This window comes from Kosakonia oryziphila (assembly GCF_900094795.1).
Lineage (GTDB): Bacteria > Pseudomonadota > Gammaproteobacteria > Enterobacterales > Enterobacteriaceae > Kosakonia > Kosakonia oryziphila.
In genome coordinates this window covers 64,579-82,709 of the sequence record NZ_FMBC01000019.1, presented here as the reverse complement: position 1 = coordinate 82,709, position 18,131 = coordinate 64,579, and the positions used below count along the sequence as shown (strand labels likewise).

Annotated in this window: 17 protein-coding genes; 3 read left to right on the top strand and 14 right to left on the bottom strand. The window is 53.5% G+C overall.

Translation table 11 applies throughout. From position 1 onward, the window contains the following. Nucleotides 1–381: 381 nt before the first annotated feature. Genes hemG through pepQ form a run of 4 tightly spaced genes read right to left on the bottom strand, consistent with a single transcriptional unit; the run spans nt 382 to nt 4,373 of the window. Complete coding sequence (hemG, locus tag GA0061070_RS11135) at nt 382–924, bottom strand: menaquinone-dependent protoporphyrinogen IX dehydrogenase (protein WP_090136141.1); 543 nt, start codon at nt 922–924, stop codon at nt 382–384. A gap of 11 nt (nt 925–935) precedes the next feature. Then, nucleotides 936–2,387: a Trk system potassium transporter TrkH gene (trkH, locus tag GA0061070_RS11130; protein WP_090136135.1), complete on the bottom strand. Its 1,452-nt coding sequence runs from the start codon at nt 2,385–2,387 to the stop codon at nt 936–938. Nucleotides 2,388–2,427: 40 nt separating this feature from the next. Then, nucleotides 2,428–3,042, bottom strand: a complete 615-nt coding sequence (locus tag GA0061070_RS11125; protein WP_090136133.1) for an IMPACT family protein — start codon at nt 3,040–3,042, stop codon at nt 2,428–2,430. Further along, nucleotides 3,042–4,373, bottom strand: a complete 1,332-nt coding sequence (gene pepQ, locus GA0061070_RS11120; RefSeq protein ID WP_090136131.1) for a Xaa-Pro dipeptidase — start codon at nt 4,371–4,373, stop codon at nt 3,042–3,044. Before pepQ ends, GA0061070_RS11125 begins: the two co-directional genes overlap by 1 nt. 188 nt (nt 4,374–4,561) lie before the next feature. On the opposite strand from pepQ, the gene fadB reads away from it, so the two are divergent. Together fadB and fadA are read left to right on the top strand one after the other, a co-directional pair. Further along, complete coding sequence (fadB, locus tag GA0061070_RS11115; protein ID WP_090136129.1) at nt 4,562–6,751, top strand: fatty acid oxidation complex subunit alpha FadB; 2,190 nt, start codon at nt 4,562–4,564, stop codon at nt 6,749–6,751. Between the two features lie 9 nt (nt 6,752–6,760). Continuing rightward, a complete protein-coding gene (gene fadA, locus GA0061070_RS11110; protein ID WP_090136128.1) occupies nt 6,761–7,924 on the top strand; it encodes an acetyl-CoA C-acyltransferase FadA in 1,164 nt (387 codons plus the stop codon). 167 nt (nt 7,925–8,091) lie between these two features. On the opposite strand, the gene fre is transcribed toward fadA, so the two are convergent. Beyond that, on the bottom strand, nt 8,092–8,793 hold the full coding sequence (gene fre / locus GA0061070_RS11105; protein ID WP_090136126.1) for an NAD(P)H-flavin reductase: 702 nt from the start codon (nt 8,791–8,793) through the stop codon (nt 8,092–8,094). Next, nucleotides 8,790–10,289, bottom strand: coding sequence for a 4-hydroxy-3-polyprenylbenzoate decarboxylase (gene ubiD, locus GA0061070_RS11100; protein ID WP_244153100.1), 1,500 nt, complete (start codon nt 10,287–10,289; stop codon nt 8,790–8,792). Before ubiD ends, fre begins: the two co-directional genes overlap by 4 nt. A 178-nt stretch (nt 10,290–10,467) precedes the next feature. Between ubiD and rfaH the strand changes: the two genes are divergently transcribed. Beyond that, nucleotides 10,468–10,956, top strand: coding sequence for a transcription/translation regulatory transformer protein RfaH (gene rfaH / locus GA0061070_RS11095; RefSeq protein ID WP_035889526.1), 489 nt, complete (start codon nt 10,468–10,470; stop codon nt 10,954–10,956). Nucleotides 10,957–10,963: 7 nt separating this feature from the next. Here rfaH and tatD read toward each other — a convergent pair whose 3' ends face one another. The 8 genes from tatD to rmuC form a co-directional block, all read right to left on the bottom strand. Further along, nucleotides 10,964–11,746 (bottom strand): 3'-5' ssDNA/RNA exonuclease TatD, encoded by a 783-nt coding sequence (gene tatD, locus GA0061070_RS11090; RefSeq protein ID WP_090136122.1) that lies wholly within the window; start codon nt 11,744–11,746, stop codon nt 10,964–10,966. Between the two features lie 39 nt (nt 11,747–11,785). Then, the gene (tatC, locus tag GA0061070_RS11085; protein WP_090136119.1) at nt 11,786–12,550 is read right to left on the bottom strand and encodes a Sec-independent protein translocase subunit TatC; all 765 of its coding nucleotides are present in this window, start codon (nt 12,548–12,550) and stop codon (nt 11,786–11,788) included. 2 nt (nt 12,551–12,552) lie between these two features. Further along, nucleotides 12,553–13,077, bottom strand: coding sequence for a Sec-independent protein translocase protein TatB (gene tatB, locus GA0061070_RS11080; protein ID WP_090136117.1), 525 nt, complete (start codon nt 13,075–13,077; stop codon nt 12,553–12,555). 3 nt (nt 13,078–13,080) lie between these two features. Continuing rightward, nucleotides 13,081–13,344 carry a Sec-independent protein translocase subunit TatA gene (gene tatA, locus GA0061070_RS11075; protein ID WP_090136115.1) on the bottom strand — a complete coding sequence of 88 codons (264 nt, stop codon included), beginning with the start codon at nt 13,342–13,344 and terminating at the stop codon, nt 13,081–13,083. 116 nt (nt 13,345–13,460) lie between these two features. Beyond that, entirely contained in the window at nt 13,461–15,101 is a 1,641-nt protein-coding gene (ubiB, locus tag GA0061070_RS11070; protein ID WP_090136112.1) for a ubiquinone biosynthesis regulatory protein kinase UbiB, read from the bottom strand. Further along, nucleotides 15,098–15,703, bottom strand: a complete 606-nt coding sequence (gene ubiJ, locus GA0061070_RS11065) for a ubiquinone biosynthesis protein UbiJ (protein WP_090136110.1) — start codon at nt 15,701–15,703, stop codon at nt 15,098–15,100. Before ubiJ ends, ubiB begins: the two co-directional genes overlap by 4 nt. A gap of 11 nt (nt 15,704–15,714) precedes the next feature. Continuing rightward, the gene (gene ubiE, locus GA0061070_RS11060) at nt 15,715–16,470 is read right to left on the bottom strand and encodes a bifunctional demethylmenaquinone methyltransferase/2-methoxy-6-polyprenyl-1,4-benzoquinol methylase UbiE (protein WP_090136108.1); all 756 of its coding nucleotides are present in this window, start codon (nt 16,468–16,470) and stop codon (nt 15,715–15,717) included. A gap of 75 nt (nt 16,471–16,545) precedes the next feature. After that, complete coding sequence (gene rmuC, locus GA0061070_RS11055) at nt 16,546–17,973, bottom strand: DNA recombination protein RmuC (RefSeq protein ID WP_425256051.1); 1,428 nt, start codon at nt 17,971–17,973, stop codon at nt 16,546–16,548. Between the last annotated feature and the right edge of the window lie 158 nt (nt 17,974–18,131).

The window sequence follows — 18,131 nt, the reverse complement described above, 5'->3', positions numbered from 1 at the left end:
AGCCATGATCAAACTCTTCAATTTAAAGTTTGATGCTCATCGAATTAAACTTCGTAATGAATTACGTGTTCACCCGAGAGACCTGGTATTCATTTTTTGTCCGAAGACATCAAGAATCCATGTCACCTGAGTGCCCACACAGATTGTCTGATAAATTGTTAAAGAGCAGTGCCGCTGTGTTTTCGCTGCGGCGCGGGGTGTGCATATTACGCTTTCCCGCCGTGAAGTCAACTGGTTATTTTCAGATTTCTTCACCTGACAGGCCGGTGTGTTTGCCGTTGTGCCGTGTCAGTGGAGGCGCATTATAGGGAGTTAATTCCGGCTGACAAGCATAAAATTCAAAAAAATTATCGTTCGCTCATTTTTCAGGCGCAGAGCCCATTAAACGCCCGATTTGCTGTTTAACTGAGCTATTTCCCGGGCAAACTTCGCCACCTGCTGCCAGTCGGTATAGACAACTTCTTTACGTCTATCCGTTTCCCCCCCCGTCATTTTCATAATCAGTTGGATCATCAATCGATCATACCATCGGTAGTGCGGGTAACGCAGCGCACCGGCGAATACAGCGCAGCGATCCGGCTGCCAGGGCGACGACAGCAAAAACTTACGCGTATAGTTGTTCGTTTGCGGCGAACTTTTCTCCGGTTTGCGCGCGACCAGGTTGACGGAGAAGAAGGCCCCCGGCAGCTCATTTAATTGTGAGAGGTGCTTTTTCACAAAATTGGCCAACGCCGGATGAAAGTGCCCATAGCGGATGGACGCACCAATGACCACTCGCTCATATTTACTCCAGTCAATCTCTTGTGTGCGATTCAGGTTAACCACATCCGCGCAGACGCCAAGCTCGTTAAGCTCTGAAGCCAGATAAGAAGCAATCTCCCGCGTTTGCCCATCCCGGGTCGAGAAAAGAATTAATGTTTTCACGTCACACTCCATTATTCGCGCCAGAAGGTTGGGGTAAACAGTACCAGCAGCGTGAAGACCTCCAGACGACCAAATAGCATATTTGCGATGAGTACCCACTTGGCGACCGGATTCATGCTGGCAAAATTATCCGCTACCACGCCCAGCCCCGGCCCAAGGTTATTGAGTGTCGCAACCACAGAAGCAAATGCAGAAAAATCGTCAACCCCCGTGGCGATGATTGCCAGCATACTGACGATAAATACCAGCGCATAAGCGGAGAAGAAGCCCCACACAGCTTCAAGAATACGTTCCGGCAATGCACGATTCCCCAACTTAATACTGTACACCGCATTCGGATGTACCAGTCTTTTCAGTTCGCGGTTGCCCTGCTTAAACAGCAGCAGAATGCGGATCACCTTCAGACCGCCGCCCGTCGAACCTGCGCAGCCGCCGATAAAAGCAGAACAGAGCAACAATACCGGCAAGAAAAGCGGCCAGCGGGAGATACTGTCAGTCGTAAACCCGGCAGTGGTCGCCATAGAGACCACCTGGAAGAAAGCCTGATTAATCGTTGTCAACGCCGAGCTGTAGATATTATGGAACCACAGCACCACGGTGCAGATGACCACCAGCGTCAGTTGTACGCCGATAAACATTCTGAATTCCGGATCGCGCCAATAAACTTTCAGACTACGCCCGCTCAGCAACGAGAAGTGCAAACCATAGTTACACCCGGAAATCAGGAGGAAGATAGCAATGATGGTGTTGATCGTCGGGCTGTTGAAATAGCCAATGCTGGCATCATGCGTGGAAAAACCACCAATAGCGATAGTGGCAAAGCTATGTCCAATGGCGTCAAAAGCTGGCATTCCGGCAAACCATAGCGCCAGCGCGCAGGCTACCGTAAGCAGCACATAAATAAGCCACAGGGTTTTCGCCGTCTCCGCAATACGCGGGCGCATTTTGTTATCTTTCAGCGGCCCCGGCATCTCGGCGCGATAGAGCTGCATCCCCCCCACGCCCAGAATGGGCAGGATGGCCACCGCCAGCACGATGATTCCCATCCCGCCGAACCATTGCAGCATCTGGCGATAGAAAAGAATCGCGTGCGGCAATGAATCCAGCCCAACCAGCGTGGTCGCCCCGGTCGTTGTCAAGCCAGAGAAGGATTCAAAAAAAGCATCCGTCACCGTCAGATTCGGGCTTTCGGCAAAGACGAACGGCAGCGCACCCACGCTCCCCAGCACCGTCCAGAACAACACGACGATCAAAAAACCTTCACGGGATTTCAATTCCCGCTTCTCGCGGCGGTTCGGCCACCAAAGAATGGAACCAATCACCAGTGCAACGAAGAAGGTCTGCGTGAATGCACGGCCCGCGCCATCACGGTAAATAAGGGCTACCAGTCCAGGTAAGATCATCGTTCCGGAAAAGAGGATGACCAGCAGTCCAACGATTCGAGTTATGGCGCGAAAATGCATCTCTGCCGCTTCCTTAGGTGTTCAGAAAATCAGATGGGGATTATTCTTCAGTTTTTAACAATTGCAATGTGCCACGACTAAAATCAGCGAGCCTTGCCGAAAATGCGTCCAATCTGCTGTGAGGAAGCGCCACCCGCAGATACACGGTAGCCTGATACTCGCTCGCAACAATTTTCCCCTCAAATTGCTCAAGCAACGTTTCGACTCCGCTCAACAGTGCGTAATCACACCACAGAGTATATTCGGTTAATGGCATTTTGCGGGTTGTCGCGAGTTGATTCAGCGCCTGCTGGACGCCGCCGCCGTAGGCTTTCACCAGCCCGCCAGTTCCCAATAAGACGCCGCCATAATAACGCACCACAACTGCCGTAATTTCGCCGACACCACTGCCCATCAACTGAGCCAGCATCGGTTTCCCTGCGGTACCCGCCGGTTCTCCATCGTCAGAAAAGCCCAACTGCTGCGAATCATCCGGCGGCCCGGCAACCCACGCCACACAATGGTGGCGGGCGTCCGGGTGCTCCGCCCGAACAGTTTCGATAAACGCCTTCGCCGTCTCCACACCGTCGGTATGCGCCAACAGTGTGATAAAACGGCTCTTTTTGATCTCCTCGCTAAAGGTGACCGGCACAGCCGGTATCAACCAGCTCTCCATTACGCCAGCTTCTGATCCCGCGTCATATTTTCAATGCTGTGCTCGTGGATAACCACGTTGTCCTCGATGCGGATACCACCAAACGGTTTTAACGCGTCGATTTTATGCCAGTTGAAATGTTTACTGAGCGGCCCCTCACGCCACGATGATAGCAGCGAGTCAATAAAGTAGATGCCCGGCTCGATGGTCAACACCATACGCGGCTCCAGTACACGCGTGCAGCGCAGATAAGGATATTTTGATGGTGCCGCCAAATGTGTACCGCTGTCATCCTGCATGAAGCCCGCGACATCATGCACCTGCAACCCCAGCGGATGTCCAATACCGTGCGGCATAAACGGCCCGGTGATGTCCTGCTCAATCATCGCTTCTTCGCTGATATCGGTAATGATTTGATGGCGGCGCAGTAGCTTCGCGATACGCTGATGAAACTGAATATGGTACTCAACGTAATTGACGCCCGCTTTCATCATAGCGATCAGTGCCAGCTGTTCTTCATTTACGTCTTTCAACAATTGCGCATAATCGGTGTCGCTGTTCGCAGCCCAGGTACGCGTCAGGTCGGCAGCATAACCGTTGTATTCCGCACCAGCATCCAGTAGAAAGCTACGCATCTCAGCCGGCGCCCGGTGATCAAGTTTGGTGTAATGCAGCACCGCCGCATGCTCGTTCAGCGCCACAATATTGCTGTAAGGCACATCGGTATCACGATGGCCAGTCGCGGTCAGATAAGCCAAATTGATGTCGAACTCGCTCATGTCGGACTGGAAGGCTTCATGCGCCGCGCGATGGCCCATTACCGCCGTTTTCTGCGCTTCACGCATGCAGGCAAGCTCATAATCGGTTTTGTAGGCACGGTAGTAATGCAGGTAATCGATCACCCCTTTCGGGTTGATATTGTTGGCGGCGATATCGAGGCCCAACGCGCGTTCGGCAATCGGGCCAATATAGGCGATATTGCCGCGCGCCGCAGGCAACTGGCTACCAATGCCATCCGCTTTCGGCAGAGCAATCACTTCAACCTCTTCGGTCCAGAATGAAGTCGGCAGCGGTTCAACGTTGTGCCAGTAATCTACGGGTAGGTAGAACCATAGCTTCGGCTTATTCACGCCATCCACCAACAGCCAGCAGTTCGGCACCTGCGTCACCGGCACCCAGGCTTTAAATTGCGGGTTCACTTTAAACGGATAGGGATGGTCATCAAGAAAGACGTTAAATAGCTCGCCAGAGTGAATAAGTAACGCGTCGAGCTTAAAGCGCGCCAGCACATCACGGGTGCGCTCCTGTAACGTAACAATATGATTTTTATAAAGCGCTGCCAGGGAATCCATCGTTTTTCCTTCTGTTTATTGCGACCTTAAGTCTCCGCATCTTAGCACACCTGCCCGCCACTGGGTGATTTCCACCGAGCGTGATCCGCTCGGCAATTTTTAATCATTTATTTGCAATTTATTAACATAAAAACCACACTCCGTTTCATCTGGTACGACCAGATCATCGCTGGATTCAGGAGACTGACATGCTCTACAAAGGCAATAATCTGTACCTCAACTGGCTGGAAGATGGCATCGCGGAACTGGTGTTTGATGCGCCCGGCTCGGTTAACAAGCTTGATACCGCTACCGTCGCCAGCCTTGGCGAAGCGCTGGCCGTACTGGAAAAGCAATCAGATTTAAAAGGGCTGCTGCTGCGTTCAGAGAAAGCGACCTTTATCGTCGGTGCGGATATCACCGAATTCCTCTCCCTGTTCCTCGTGCCGGAAGAGCAGTTGAGCCAGTGGCTGCACTTTGCCAACAGCGTGTTTAACCGCCTGGAAGATTTGCCCGTCCCAACGGTCTCTGCGGTGAATGGCTATGCGCTTGGCGGCGGCTGCGAATGCGTGCTGGCGACAGACTATCGTCTGGCAACGCCGGACCTACGTATTGGCCTGCCGGAAACCAAACTTGGTATCATGCCAGGCTTTGGCGGCTCAGTACGTATGCCACGCCTGCTGGGTGCGGACAGCGCGCTGGAGATCATCGCGGCCGGGAAGGATGTTGATGCCGAACAAGCGCTGAAAATCGGCCTGGTGGATGGAATTGTGAAGCCGGAAAAACTGCGTGAAGGGGCAATCGCCATTCTGCGGCAGGCAATTAACGGCGATCTGGACTGGAAAGCAAAGCGTCAGCCGAAGCTGGAGCCACTTAAGCTCAACAAAATTGAAGCTGCTATGAGCTTTACCATTGCCAAAGGCATGGTAATGCAAACCGCCGGGAAACACTATCCGGCGCCGCTCACCGCGGTCAAAACCATTGAAGCTGCGGCAAGATTTGGCCGCGACGAAGCGCTGAAGCTAGAAAACCAGAGCTTCGTTCCACTCGCCCACACAAACGAGGCCCGTGCGCTGGTCGGGATTTTTCTGAACGACCAATATGTAAAAGCTCAGGCGAAGAAACTGACCAAAAATATCGAAACGCCCAAACAGGCTGCGGTACTTGGCGCAGGCATTATGGGCGGCGGCATTGCTTACCAGTCAGCCTGGAAAGGCGTGCCGGTATTAATAAAGGATATCAACGAGAAATCCCTTGCACTCGGCATTAATGAAGCAGGCAAGCTGCTGAATAAACAGCTCGAGCGCGGCAAAATCGACGGTCTGAAACTGGCCAGCGTGATTGCGACCATTCAGCCCACACTAGAGTATGCCGGTTTTGAACGCGCTGACGTGGTGGTCGAAGCTGTTGTGGAAAACCCGAAAGTGAAAAAAGCGGTGCTGGCGGAAACAGAGGCCAAAGTCCGTCCGGATACCGTACTGGCATCAAACACTTCCACTATTCCCATCAGCGAACTCGCCAGCGTGCTGAAACGTCCGGAAAACTTCTGCGGTATGCACTTTTTCAACCCGGTCCATCGTATGCCGCTGGTTGAAGTAATTCGTGGTGAAAAAACGTCCGATGAAACCCTCGCCAAAGTGGTGGCCTGGGCGAGCAAAATGGGCAAAACGCCGATCGTGGTTAATGACTGCCCAGGTTTCTTCGTCAACCGCGTACTGTTCCCTTACTTCGCAGGATTCAGCCAGTTGCTGCGCGACGGCGCAGATTTCCGCAAAGTCGACAAAGTGATGGAGAAACAGTTCGGCTGGCCGATGGGCCCAGCGTATCTGCTGGATGTTGTGGGCATTGATACCGCACATCACGCTCATGCGGTGATGGCGGCCGGTTTCCCGCAGCGCATGCAGAAAGATTACCGCGATGCCATCGATGCGCTGTTTGAGAGGCAACGTTTCGGGCAGAAAAATGGTCTCGGTTTCTGGCGCTATAAAGAAGACAGCAAAGGCAAGCCGAAGAAAGAAGAAGACAGCGCCGTTGACAATTTGTTGGCCGAAATCAGCAAAGGCAAACAGGATTTCCGTGATGAAGAGATTATCGCCCGTATGATGATCCCGATGGTTAACGAAGTGGTGCGTTGCCTTGAAGAAGGCATTATTGCCAGCCCTGCCGAAGCGGATATGGCGCTGGTGTATGGTCTAGGCTTCCCACCGTTCCACGGCGGTGCGTTCCGCTGGCTGGATACGATCGGCAGCGCAAAATACCTCGATATGGCACAGCACTATCAGCATCTCGGACCGCTGTATGAAGTACCGGCCGGGCTGTGCGAAAAAGCGCGCCGCAACGAGCCTTATTACCCTGCAGTAGATCCTGCGCGCCCGGTGGGCGAGTTAAAAACGGCTTAAGGAGTCACAATGGAACAGGTTGTCATTGTCGATGCAATTCGCACACCGATGGGCCGTTCAAAAGGCGGCGCCTTCCGCAACGTACGCGCGGAGGATCTCTCCGCCCATCTGATGCGTAGCCTGCTGGCACGTAACCCGGCGCTGGAAGCGAGCGCTATTGACGATATTTACTGGGGCTGCGTACAGCAGACGCTGGAGCAAGGTTTCAACATTGCTCGCAACGCCGCGCTGCTGGCGGAAATCCCACATTCCGTTCCCGCCGTCACCGTCAACCGGCTGTGTGGTTCGTCAATGCAGGCGCTGCATGATGCTGCGCGGATGATCATGACCGGCGATGCGCAAGTTTGTCTGGTGGGAGGCGTTGAGCATATGGGTCACGTGCCAATGAGTCACGGCGTCGATTTTCATCCAGGCATGAGCCGCAACGTCGCAAAAGCGGCGGCCATGATGGGGTTGACCGCCGAAATGCTGTCGCGCATGCATGGCATCAGCCGTGAAATGCAGGATGCGTTCGGCGCACGTTCCCACGCCCGCGCCTGGCAGGCCACGCAATCCGGCGCGTTCAAAAACGAGATTATTCCCACTGGCGGCCACGATGCCGATGGCGTATTGAAGCAGTTTAACTATGACGAAGTGATCCGTCCGGAAACAACCGTCGAGGCGTTGTCCACGCTGCGACCCGCTTTCGATCCGGTTAGCGGTACGGTTACAGCCGGAACATCATCCGCTCTGTCGGATGGCGCCTCCGCGATGCTGGTCATGAGTGCCAACCGCGCCCGCGAATTAGGCCTGACGCCGCGCGCTCGTATCCGTTCAATGGCGGTGGTCGGCTGCGATCCGTCAATCATGGGTTACGGCCCGGTTCCAGCCTCGCAGTTGGCGCTGAAAAAAGCCGGACTGACCGCCAGCGATATCGATCTGTTTGAGATGAATGAAGCCTTTGCCGCACAGATCCTGCCGTGCATAAAAGATCTTGGGTTGATGGAGCAGATCGACGAGAAGATCAATCTGAACGGCGGTGCAATCGCTCTCGGCCATCCGCTGGGGTGTTCAGGTACGCGTATTAGCACCACGCTGCTGAATCTGATGGAACGCAAAGATGCCCAGCTTGGTCTGGCGACGATGTGTATTGGTTTAGGTCAGGGAATAGCTACAGTGTTTGAACGCGTATAACGCTTCTATCTCGAAGCCATGGGTTCCAACTGGATGAATCCCCGGGAGCATAGATTACTATGTGACCGGGGTGAATGAATGAAGGTAACCAACACAGCTATGGGACGTATGGCAAAGAGAGAATGTAGTTGCCGTTTTTCCCGCCTGTCAGGGGCGGGCTTTTTTGATCAAATGAACGCAAACGCATCGCCAAACAAGCGATCTTCACGCGCACCACGCTCATTGCAGAACAAGTCACGAGCAATCTTCGCCATCTCGAAACGACCTGCAATATAGATATCGTGTTCGGAAAGCGAACCAAAATCCTGCATCACTGCTGCCAGCACCGTGCCGGAACGACCGCGCCAGCCCTCTTCTGGCTGCTCAACCACCGGTACCACGCGCAGATTGGGGTGATCCACCGACAGGGCTTCCAGCTCGGCCAAATCGTATAGATGCTTCTCCTCGCGCCCACCCCAGTAAATGCTGACTTCACGGTCCGGGTTTTGCGCGAGGGTGGTCAACAGGATCGAACGCGCATAAGAAAAGCCGGTACCGCCCGCGATCAGTACCATCGGACGCTCCTCGTCATCACGCAGCCAGGCATCGCCATGCGGAATGTCGATAACAATTTCTCGATCTTTCAGAATGCGCTCCATCACCGCCATGGCATAGAGATTCAGCTCTGACGCACCAATATGCAGTTCAATATAATCATGCTGATCCGGCGTGGATGCCATTGAGAAAGGGCGCTTGTCTCGCTCATCCATTACCACCATCAGATACTGACCAGCGCGAAACGAAAAAGCCGCCTCCGGCACTAAACGGACACGATATACGGTATCAGTGATGGCATCTACCGAGGTCACTTTACAGCTTAAGGTTGTCATGCGCTCTCTCTGTCGGGTCTATTTACGTCATTCAATATGGCCAGTTCATCCCAGATGGCGTCAATTCTCGCCGTCACCTGAGGATCTTTTTTGATTGGGCGTCCCCATTCACGCTGGGTTTCCCCCGGCCATTTATTGGTGGCATCCAGCCCCATTTTTGAGCCAAGACCGGAAACCGGCGAGGCAAAGTCCAGGTAATCAATCGGCGTGTTTTCCACCAGGACCGTATCCCGCGCGGGATCCATACGGGTGGTAATCGCCCAAATCACATCATTCCAGTCGCGCGCATTAACATCGTCATCACACACAATCACAAACTTGGTGTACATAAACTGGCGCAGGAAAGACCAGACGCCCATCATGACGCGTTTTGCATGGCCCGCGTACTGTTTCTTCATTGTCACGACGGCCAGACGATAGGAGCAGCCTTCCGGCGGCAGATAGAAATCGACAATCTCAGGAAACTGCTTTTGCAGGATCGGCACGAACACTTCGTTTAACGCTACACCCAGAACCGCCGGCTCATCGGGCGGACGCCCCGTATAGGTGGAGTGATAAATCGCGTCTTCACGCCGGGTAATGTGCGTTACCGTAAACACCGGGAAGTTATCAACTTCATTATAGTAACCCGTATGATCACCATACGGCCCTTCAGGGGCCATTTCTCCCGGCTCGATATAGCCTTCCAGTACAATTTCCGCGCTGGCAGGCACTTCAAGATCGTTAGAAATGCACTTCACCACTTCAGTTTTTGTACCGCGCAGTAGCCCGGCAAAAGCGTATTCAGAGAGCGTGTCCGGCACCGGCGTTACCGCGCCAAGAATGGTTGCTGGATCGGCGCCCAGCGCAACCGACACCGGGAAACGTTCGCCGGGGTGCGCAGCCTGCCACTCCTGAAAGTCCAGCGCCCCGCCACGGTGGGAGAGCCAGCGCATAATCAGCTTATTTTTACCGATCCGCTGTTGACGGTAGATCCCCAGGTTCTGCCGCTCTTTGTGCGGGCCACGGGTCACCGTCAGCCCCCAGGTAATCAACGGTGCAGCATCATCCGGCCAGCACTGCATTATGGGAATGGCAGTCAGATCAACTTCATTGCCCTGCAACACTTTTTGCTGACAGGGCGCACCGCGCAGACGTTTCGTCGGCATATTCAGCACTTGTTTAAACTGCGGCAGCTTCTCGAAGAGATCGCGGAAACCTTTTGGCGGCTCAGGCTCTTTCAGGAACGCCAGCAGCTTACCCACTTCGCGCAACGCGCTGACATCCTCCCGCCCCATACCTAACGCGACACGACGCGGCGTACCGAACAGATTACACAGCACCGGCATCGCGTACCCTTTTGGATTCTCAAACAGCAACGCCGGGCCGCCGGCACGCAGGGTACGATCGGCTATTTCGGTCATTTCCAGATAAGGGTCAACCGGAAGCGTGATGCGCTTCAGTTCCCCTTGCTGCTCAAGCAATGTCAAAAAGTCGCGTAGGTCGTTGTATTTCATGCGGTGTATTATCGCCTCCAGATAAGCGCTTTATTATACGGTGTTCAATCTGAGGTTGCTGTATTTTTGTTAAATCGACGTGAAATTCAACAACAACTGGCGTGGACGTTATAATGAACTTAGCCATCATGCTGCGGTTTTGGTATTCTTTCGCCCGAACTTACGGAAAAGAGTCATTATGCAATCCTGGTACCTACTTTACTGCAAACGAGGCCAGCTTCAGCGCGCCCAGGAACATCTCGAACGCCAGGCGGTCAGTTGCCTGACGCCGATGATCGCCCTGGAAAAAATCGTACGCGGCAAACGCACAATTGTGAATGAACCGCTTTTTCCCAACTATTTGTTTGTAGAGTTTGATCCCGAGGTGATTCATACCACGACCATTAATGCCACGCGCGGCGTCAGCCACTTCGTGCGTTTTGGTATGCACCCGGCCCGCGTTCCCCCTTCGGTTATCCATCAACTTTCGGTCTATCAACCGGAAGGCGTGACGGATCCCGAAACCCCCTTTCCAGGCGATGATGTGGTGATTACCGAAGGCGCACTTGAAGGTTTGCAGGCCATTTTTAAGGAGCCTGACGGCGAAACACGCTCGATGCTGCTGCTGCATATGCTGAATAAGCAGGTGCTGCAAAGCGTCAAAAATACCGATTTCCGTAAGGCCTGAAGCGGCGTTAAAACGCGATGCCAAACAGACGCTGCACGTTTTTATCCGTCACCGTATCCAGCCACCGGACCTCTTCACCACGAAGCGATGCGACCGTGGCGAGAATATGTCCCAGTAACGCCGGTTCATTACGCCTCGATACGGGCTTCGGCACCAGATCGCGCGGCAGCAGGTAAGGCGCATCCGTTTCGATAAGCAGCTGCCCGGCTGGAATCAGTGGCACCACTTCACGTAATTCCTGCCCACGGCGTTCATCGCACACCCAGCCAGTAATCCCGAGGTACATACCGCGATCAAGGCAATCTCTGGCCTCCTGCGCCGAACCGGTAAAGCAGTGCAACACGGCGCCTGGCAGCGTATTCAGCCACGGATCTAACAACGCCAGAAAGCGTTCATGCGCATCGCGACAATGCAGAAAAACAGGCATGTTTAGTTCAGCAGCCAGCGCCAACTGGGCGCTAAAGGCGTATTCCTGTTCACTCGGTGTGGAGAAATTGCGATTAAAGTCCAACCCGCACTCCCCCACTGCCACCACTTCCGGCAATGATGCCAGTGCACGGATAGCCTGCGCGGTTTCCGCCGTCCAGCCGCTGCTGTCATGAGGATGCACACCCGCTGTTGACCAGCAGTGACGATAGCGCTGCGCCTGCTGTTGAGCCTGTTGACTCTCGTGCAGATTGGTACCAGTTATCAACATGCCCGTGATGCCTGCCGCCTGCGCACGCGCGACCACCTCGCGCTGATCTCTGGAAAACTGCGAACTAGTCAGATTGACGCCGATATCAAACATGCTCTTCCCCATACACAAACCGCCCTGACGGGCGGTTTGTTACTCTTCACTGGTTTCTGTGTCGTTCTCATCATCGCGGATACGGCGCTTGCCGACATAGAAGCGAGCACAGAAGACGCCAATTTCAAACAGGCAATACATTGGTATCGCCAGCAGCGTTTGCGAGAAGACATCCGGCGGCGTCAGCAGCATGCCAACTACAAATGCACCGACCAGCACATAAGGACGCTTTTGTCGCAGATCAGCAGGCGTGGTTACGCCCATCCAGCACAACAGCACAATGGCTACCGGCACTTCAAACGAGACGCCAAAAGCCATAAATAGCGCCATGACGAAGCTGAGATAGCTGGCGATGTCAGTAGAAACCTGCACGCCTTCCGGCGCGGTATGCGTCAGGAAACCAAACGCCAGCGGAAACACTACAAAGTAGGCAAATGCCATGCCGATATAGAACAGCAACGAGCTGGAGATCAGCAGCGGCACGACCAGGCGACGCTCATGCTTATACAACGCCGGGGCAACAAACGCCCACACCTGATACAGAACAACCGGCGCCGAGAGGATCAGCGACACCATAAAGGTCAGCTTGATCGGGGTAAAAAACGGTGAGGCAACATCCGTAGCGATCATTGTCGCCCCGATCGGCATCTGTTTGATGAGCGGAGCGGAAACGAGCTGATAGATATCATTCGAGAAATAAACCAGCGCAAGGAAAATCACCATGACGGCGATAATGCAATTCAGCAGACGCTTACGCAGCTCTATAAGATGCGCAATAAGCGGTTGGGTATCATCTACAGCCATATTCAGGATTTATCACTTGAAGAAGGTGATGAGTCAGAAACCGGAGCCGTCTCTTTTACCGCCGGGCTCACCGTCGGCGATTTTTTCTCTTCATCGGTTTCGGGAGCTTGCTGCGGCGCGCTGACCTGATGCTCAGCGGTAGACGGCGTAATGCCTTCGTGCTGAGCTTCGCTCTCTTTCACCACCGGGTTATGGATGGTATTTGCTTCATCGCTCGCTTTTTCCGTATCGTGAACGCTGTATGAGCGCTTCATCGATTCCGCCGCCTGGCGCAGTTCGTCCATTGACGCTTTTAACTCCGGCGTCAGGTTTTCCAGACTCGCTTTCTCAACCTTTTTCAGGCTGTCCTGGAACTCCTGAAGCTTCAGTTCCTGCGTCAATTCATTCTGCACCGTTGTCGCCAGCGAGCGTAATGCACGGACCCAGCCCGCAATAGTACGCACGGCTACAGGCAGACGCTGCGGCCCCAGCACAACGAGACCGATAATAAAAACGAGTAATAGTTCGCCAAAACCTATATCGAACACGAATTACACCTGCTCTTTGTCGTGACGTTTTTCGTCTTTTTTAGCGTCGTTGGATTTTGCATCATCAGAGAGGGATTTCGCTGGAAAATCTGCATCTTGTGCCGATTTATCCTGCTTTTCCTCTTTATCATCATCGCTGATGGCTTTTTTAAAACCTTTGATCGAGGCCCCAAGATCGGAGCCAATCGAACCGAGTTTTTTCGTTCCGAACAGCAGCACGACGATAACTGCAATAATCAACAACTGCCAAATACTGATACCACCCATACATAGTCCTCTGTAACAGATGATGTTAAAAACAGGCCCCAGTATACACATTATCCATTACGCTGCCTCTTTGTTGGCAGCTTCTGTGCTTCAGGCCTCCGATGCGCGCCAATGGATTAGCGTGTCTTGTACCAACCTACCAGCCAGACGACAACACCGCCGACGATAACCCACAAGGGAGCAAGCCCCCAGTCGGGCCTGTTGATCAACAATAGCGTCCCGCTAAGCAACAATGTTGCGCCAATACCAAACAGATAACGTGATTGCCCCTGACGTACATGGTTAACCTGTAGTTCGCTGGCAATCTTATCAACGCTCTGCTGCAAATGCTTACCTTGCTGCAAACCGTTGTAGATCAGTTCAGGAAGCTCCGGCATTTTCTCTATCCAGAACGGTCCCTTCTCTTTTAACGCCCGGACCAGCGCAGGAATACCCACCTGATCTTTGATCCACGTTTCAAGAAAAGGTTTCGCCGTTTTCCATAAATCAAGCTGCGGATAGAGCTGACGGCCGACACCTTCAATGTAGAGCAAAGTTTTTTGCAGCAGCACCAGTTGCGGCTGCACTTCCATATTGAAGCGACGGGCGGTATTAAAGAGATTAAGCAGCACATGGCCAAAGGAGATTTCCGCCAGCGGCTTCTCAAATATCGGCTCGCACACCGTGCGAATGGCGAATTCAAACTCTTCGACATTGGTGTCCAATGGTACCCAGCCGGAGTCGACATGCAATTCCGCCACTTTGCGGTAATCACGGTTGAAGAAGGCGATAAAATTCTCCGCCAGGTAACGTTTATCCTCTTTGTTGAGCGACCCCACGATACCGCAATCGATGCCAATATACTGGGGATCTTCCGGATGGTCATAGCTGACAAAAATATTGCCAGGATGCATGTCGGCATGGAAAAAACTGTCGCGGAAAACTTGGGTGAAAAAGACCTGCACACCGCGCTCAGCGAGCAATTTCAGGTTGGTGCCGTTCTTTTCCAACGCCGCAACATCCGAGACCGGAATACCGTAAATGCGCTCCATTACCAGCATATTCTGGCTACAGTAGTCGGAATAGATTTCCGGCACGTACAGCATCGGGCTGTTCTCGAAATTACGCCGTAATTGAATCGCGTTGGCAGCTTCACGCAACAAATCCAGTTCATCAATCAGCGTTTTTTCATATTCCCGCACGACCTCACGCGGACGTAAACGACGGCCATCCGGCAGCAGGCGAGGAACCCACGCCGCCAGGCGGTAAATAAGTTTAAGATCGGCTTTGATCACCGGCAGAATATCCGGGCGGATCACCTTGATCACCACCTCTTTACCGCTTTCTTTCAACCGCGCGGTATGAACCTGAGCAATCGATGCAGACGCCAGCGGTACAATTTCAAAGTCATCAAACCAGGTTTCAACCGGCAGATCGCCCATCGCTTTTTCGATTTGCTGTTTGGCAAGATGCCCATCAAATGGCGCGACACGATCTTGTAGCATCGCCAGTTGATCGGCAATCAACGGCGGGAAAAGATCGCGGCGGGTAGAGAGCATTTGACCGAATTTAATCCACACCGGTCCCAGTTCCTGCAATGCAAGACGCAGCCGTTCGCCAAGCGCTTTATCTTTGTGCCGATTCGGCATCCAGAACAACATCCTGCGCCAGATCCGCAGTGGCAGGGTGATACGCATTCTGGGAATGAGCTCATCAAGCCCGTAACTCAAGAAAGTCTGAATGATGAAATAGAGCCGCCGCAGTTCACCTGGCGTCATTTGCCCTCCAGTTTATCCAGGCGCTGAGCCAATGCTTCCGTCGCACGTCTCACGGCCGCCGTCTCTTCCACAAACCAGGCTACTTCAAGAGCGCCCGGAGCGACGCGCCACTCTTCGGTTAACGTTTCAGCGACATAGCGTTGTTGACGCTGAACGCCATGGCGCAGTAAGCGCGCGCCATGGCGAAGGAATTTGCTGATACCCTCGGCGGCAATATCACCCATCCAGGGAGCAAGCACCTCAGCGGGATCGAACTCAGCGAGATCGGCAAGCGCCGCCAGGTTTTGCACGACCTGTATATCCCCCTGTACTTCCAACTCGCCGCTGCGGATAAGCGCAGTCATTTGCTGCCGATCGCGCAGTTTCGGCAACACCCGCAACTGGGTGATAACCGAACAGTCGGCCTCGCCTTCCCATTCGCTCAGAACGTCGATCTGCTGCTCACTGAACACCAACACAAATGGCGAGGAAAACTCCTGCAAAACAACGCGTAAAACTTTGCCGTACAGACGCTGACGCGCAGATATCAGCGCGCTCTCGCGGTAGAGAAAGGTATTAAGCGCACGTTCAATTCCAGCGGCCACCATCGGCTTAAAGGGCATACACACTCCTGTCAGAATTTGTAGCCACGGTGCAGAGCAACTATGCCGGCGGTCAGATTGTAGTAGTCAACGTTTTCAAAACCCGCGTCCTGCATCATCGCTTTCAGGGTCTCCTGATCAGGATGCATACGGATAGATTCCGCCAGATAGCGATAGCTTTCGGCATCGCTCGCTACCAGTTGGCCAATGCGCGGCAGAACATGGAAAGAGTAAGCATCATACACTTTGCTCAGAGGCTCAATAATCGGTTTGGAAAACTCCAGCACCAGAAGGCGTCCGCCCGGTTTCAACACACGGAACATGGAGCGCAGCGCTTGCTCCTTTTCTGTTACGTTACGCAAGCCGAAAGAGATGGTAATGCAGTCGAAGGTATTATCCGGAAACGGCAATGCTTCTGCGTTTGCCTGCACATATTCGACGTTTCCGATAATGCCGATATTGCGCAGCTTTTCGCGCCCCATTTTCAGCATTGAGTCATTGATATCAGCCAGCACAACCTGCCCGGTTTCACCCACCAGACGCGAGAATTTAGCGGTCAAATCGCCAGTGCCGCCAGCCAGATCGAGGACTTTCTGCCCACGGCGTACGCCGCTGCAATCAATGGTAAAACGCTTCCATAAACGGTGAATGCCCATCGACATCAAATCGTTCATAACGTCATATTTTGACGCGACCGAATGGAAAACATGCGCCACCATGTCGGCTTTGTTTTCTTTGGCGACGGTCTGAAAACCAAAGTGTGTTGTCTCTTTTGAATCTTCCGCCATCTTAGTGCCTGCTATTCAAGAATTTGTTTGTGAAGTGTATCAGATTGGACGCAATTGCCCTACGATTCAACCGCCCTATGAGGCCTTCGCGCCTGGCTCCTCATTCTGTGTTGCATCGTCTAACTGATTGTCTTCATTATATTCATTTACCGTTTTCTGTCCTGCTCTCAGGCGAAACTCTTCATCCTGCGCCTGCGCTTCAGTCGTTAATTCTGGATTAATCTCACGCTTAATCTCAACGCCAAGGCCGCGAAATGCCTCCGCCTGCGCCAGCACGTTGCCGCGCCCGGCAGTGAGTTTTTTCATCGCCTGGCGGTAGTTGTCCTGCGCTTTATCCAGGCTCTGTCCGATGGACGACATATCATCAACGAACAGACGCATTTTGTCATACAGCCGACTTGCTCTTTCTGCAATCTGCTGGGCATTGCGGCTTTGATGCTCATAGCGCCAAAGGTTGGCGATGGTGCGCAGCGCCACCAGCAGTGTGGTCGGGCTGACCAGCATAATATTATTCTTCAGCGCCTCCGTTATCAGTTCGGGCTGATTGTCGAGGGCGATCAGGAAGGCTGGTTCCACTGGAATAAACATCAGGACATAGTCGAGGCTGCGCAGGCCGGGAAGCTGCTGATAATCTTTGCGCCCCAGCAGGCGAATATGATTACGTACCGAGGCGATATGCTCCTGCAACGCGCCTTCACGGATAAATTCATCCTCGGCGTTGAAGTAGCGCTCGTAGGCCACCAGCGCCATTTTGGCATCAATCACCACATCCTTGCCCTGCGGCAAGCGCACAATCACATCCGGCTGCATACGCGCGCGGCTATCGTTTTCAAGGCTAACCTGGGTTTCATACTCATACCCTTCACGCAGGCCGGACGCTTCCAGCACGCGGGTCAGCACCACTTCACCCCAGTTGCCCTGCGTTTTATTATCGCCTTTCAGCGCACGTGTCAGGTTGATAGCTTCCTGCGCCATCTGGGCGTTCAACTGTTGTAGATTGCGGATTTCATGCGCCAGCGTATGTCGTTCGCGCGCTTCCTGACCAAAGCTCTCCTGAACCTGACGGCGAAAACCGTCGAGCTGCTCGCGTAGCGGCGTTAGCAGGCCATTCAGACTCTGGCGGTTCTGTTCATCCACCCGCCGGTTGCTCTGCTCAAAAATGCGGTTCGCAAGGTTTTCAAATTGTTCGCTGAGGCGCTGCTCGCTGCTGTGCATCTGGCGTAGCTTCTCTTCCGCATGTAACTGGGTTGATTCCAGCCGGGTGGTAACTTCACGAAGATCGGCTTCCAGAGAGCTGTTGATATGTTGCAGGCTGCGCAGTTCGTTATTGAGCAGTTCGCACTCTTCACGCCAGTGCTCGCTCTGAACTAACTGCTGACGGGCGGCGCTCAGTTCACTAAACACATCACGTTGCTCGGCGAGCAATTCCGCCTGCTGCTGCGCTCCACGCCAGCTTGCAGCCAACCAGCCGACGAGTAGTCCTGCCAGCGTCAGCGCTGCCATGACAATGATTGAAGTCTCCACCACGCCTCCTCCATACCTTATTCGTGCAAGCGAGGATTGTGCTGTATAAACGTCCAGTTGGGAAGGGCTTTTCCTGCGAGACGTTACGCAGAAGCGGAAGGGAATTTGTCAGGCCCGGTAAATGCAGCATTACCGGG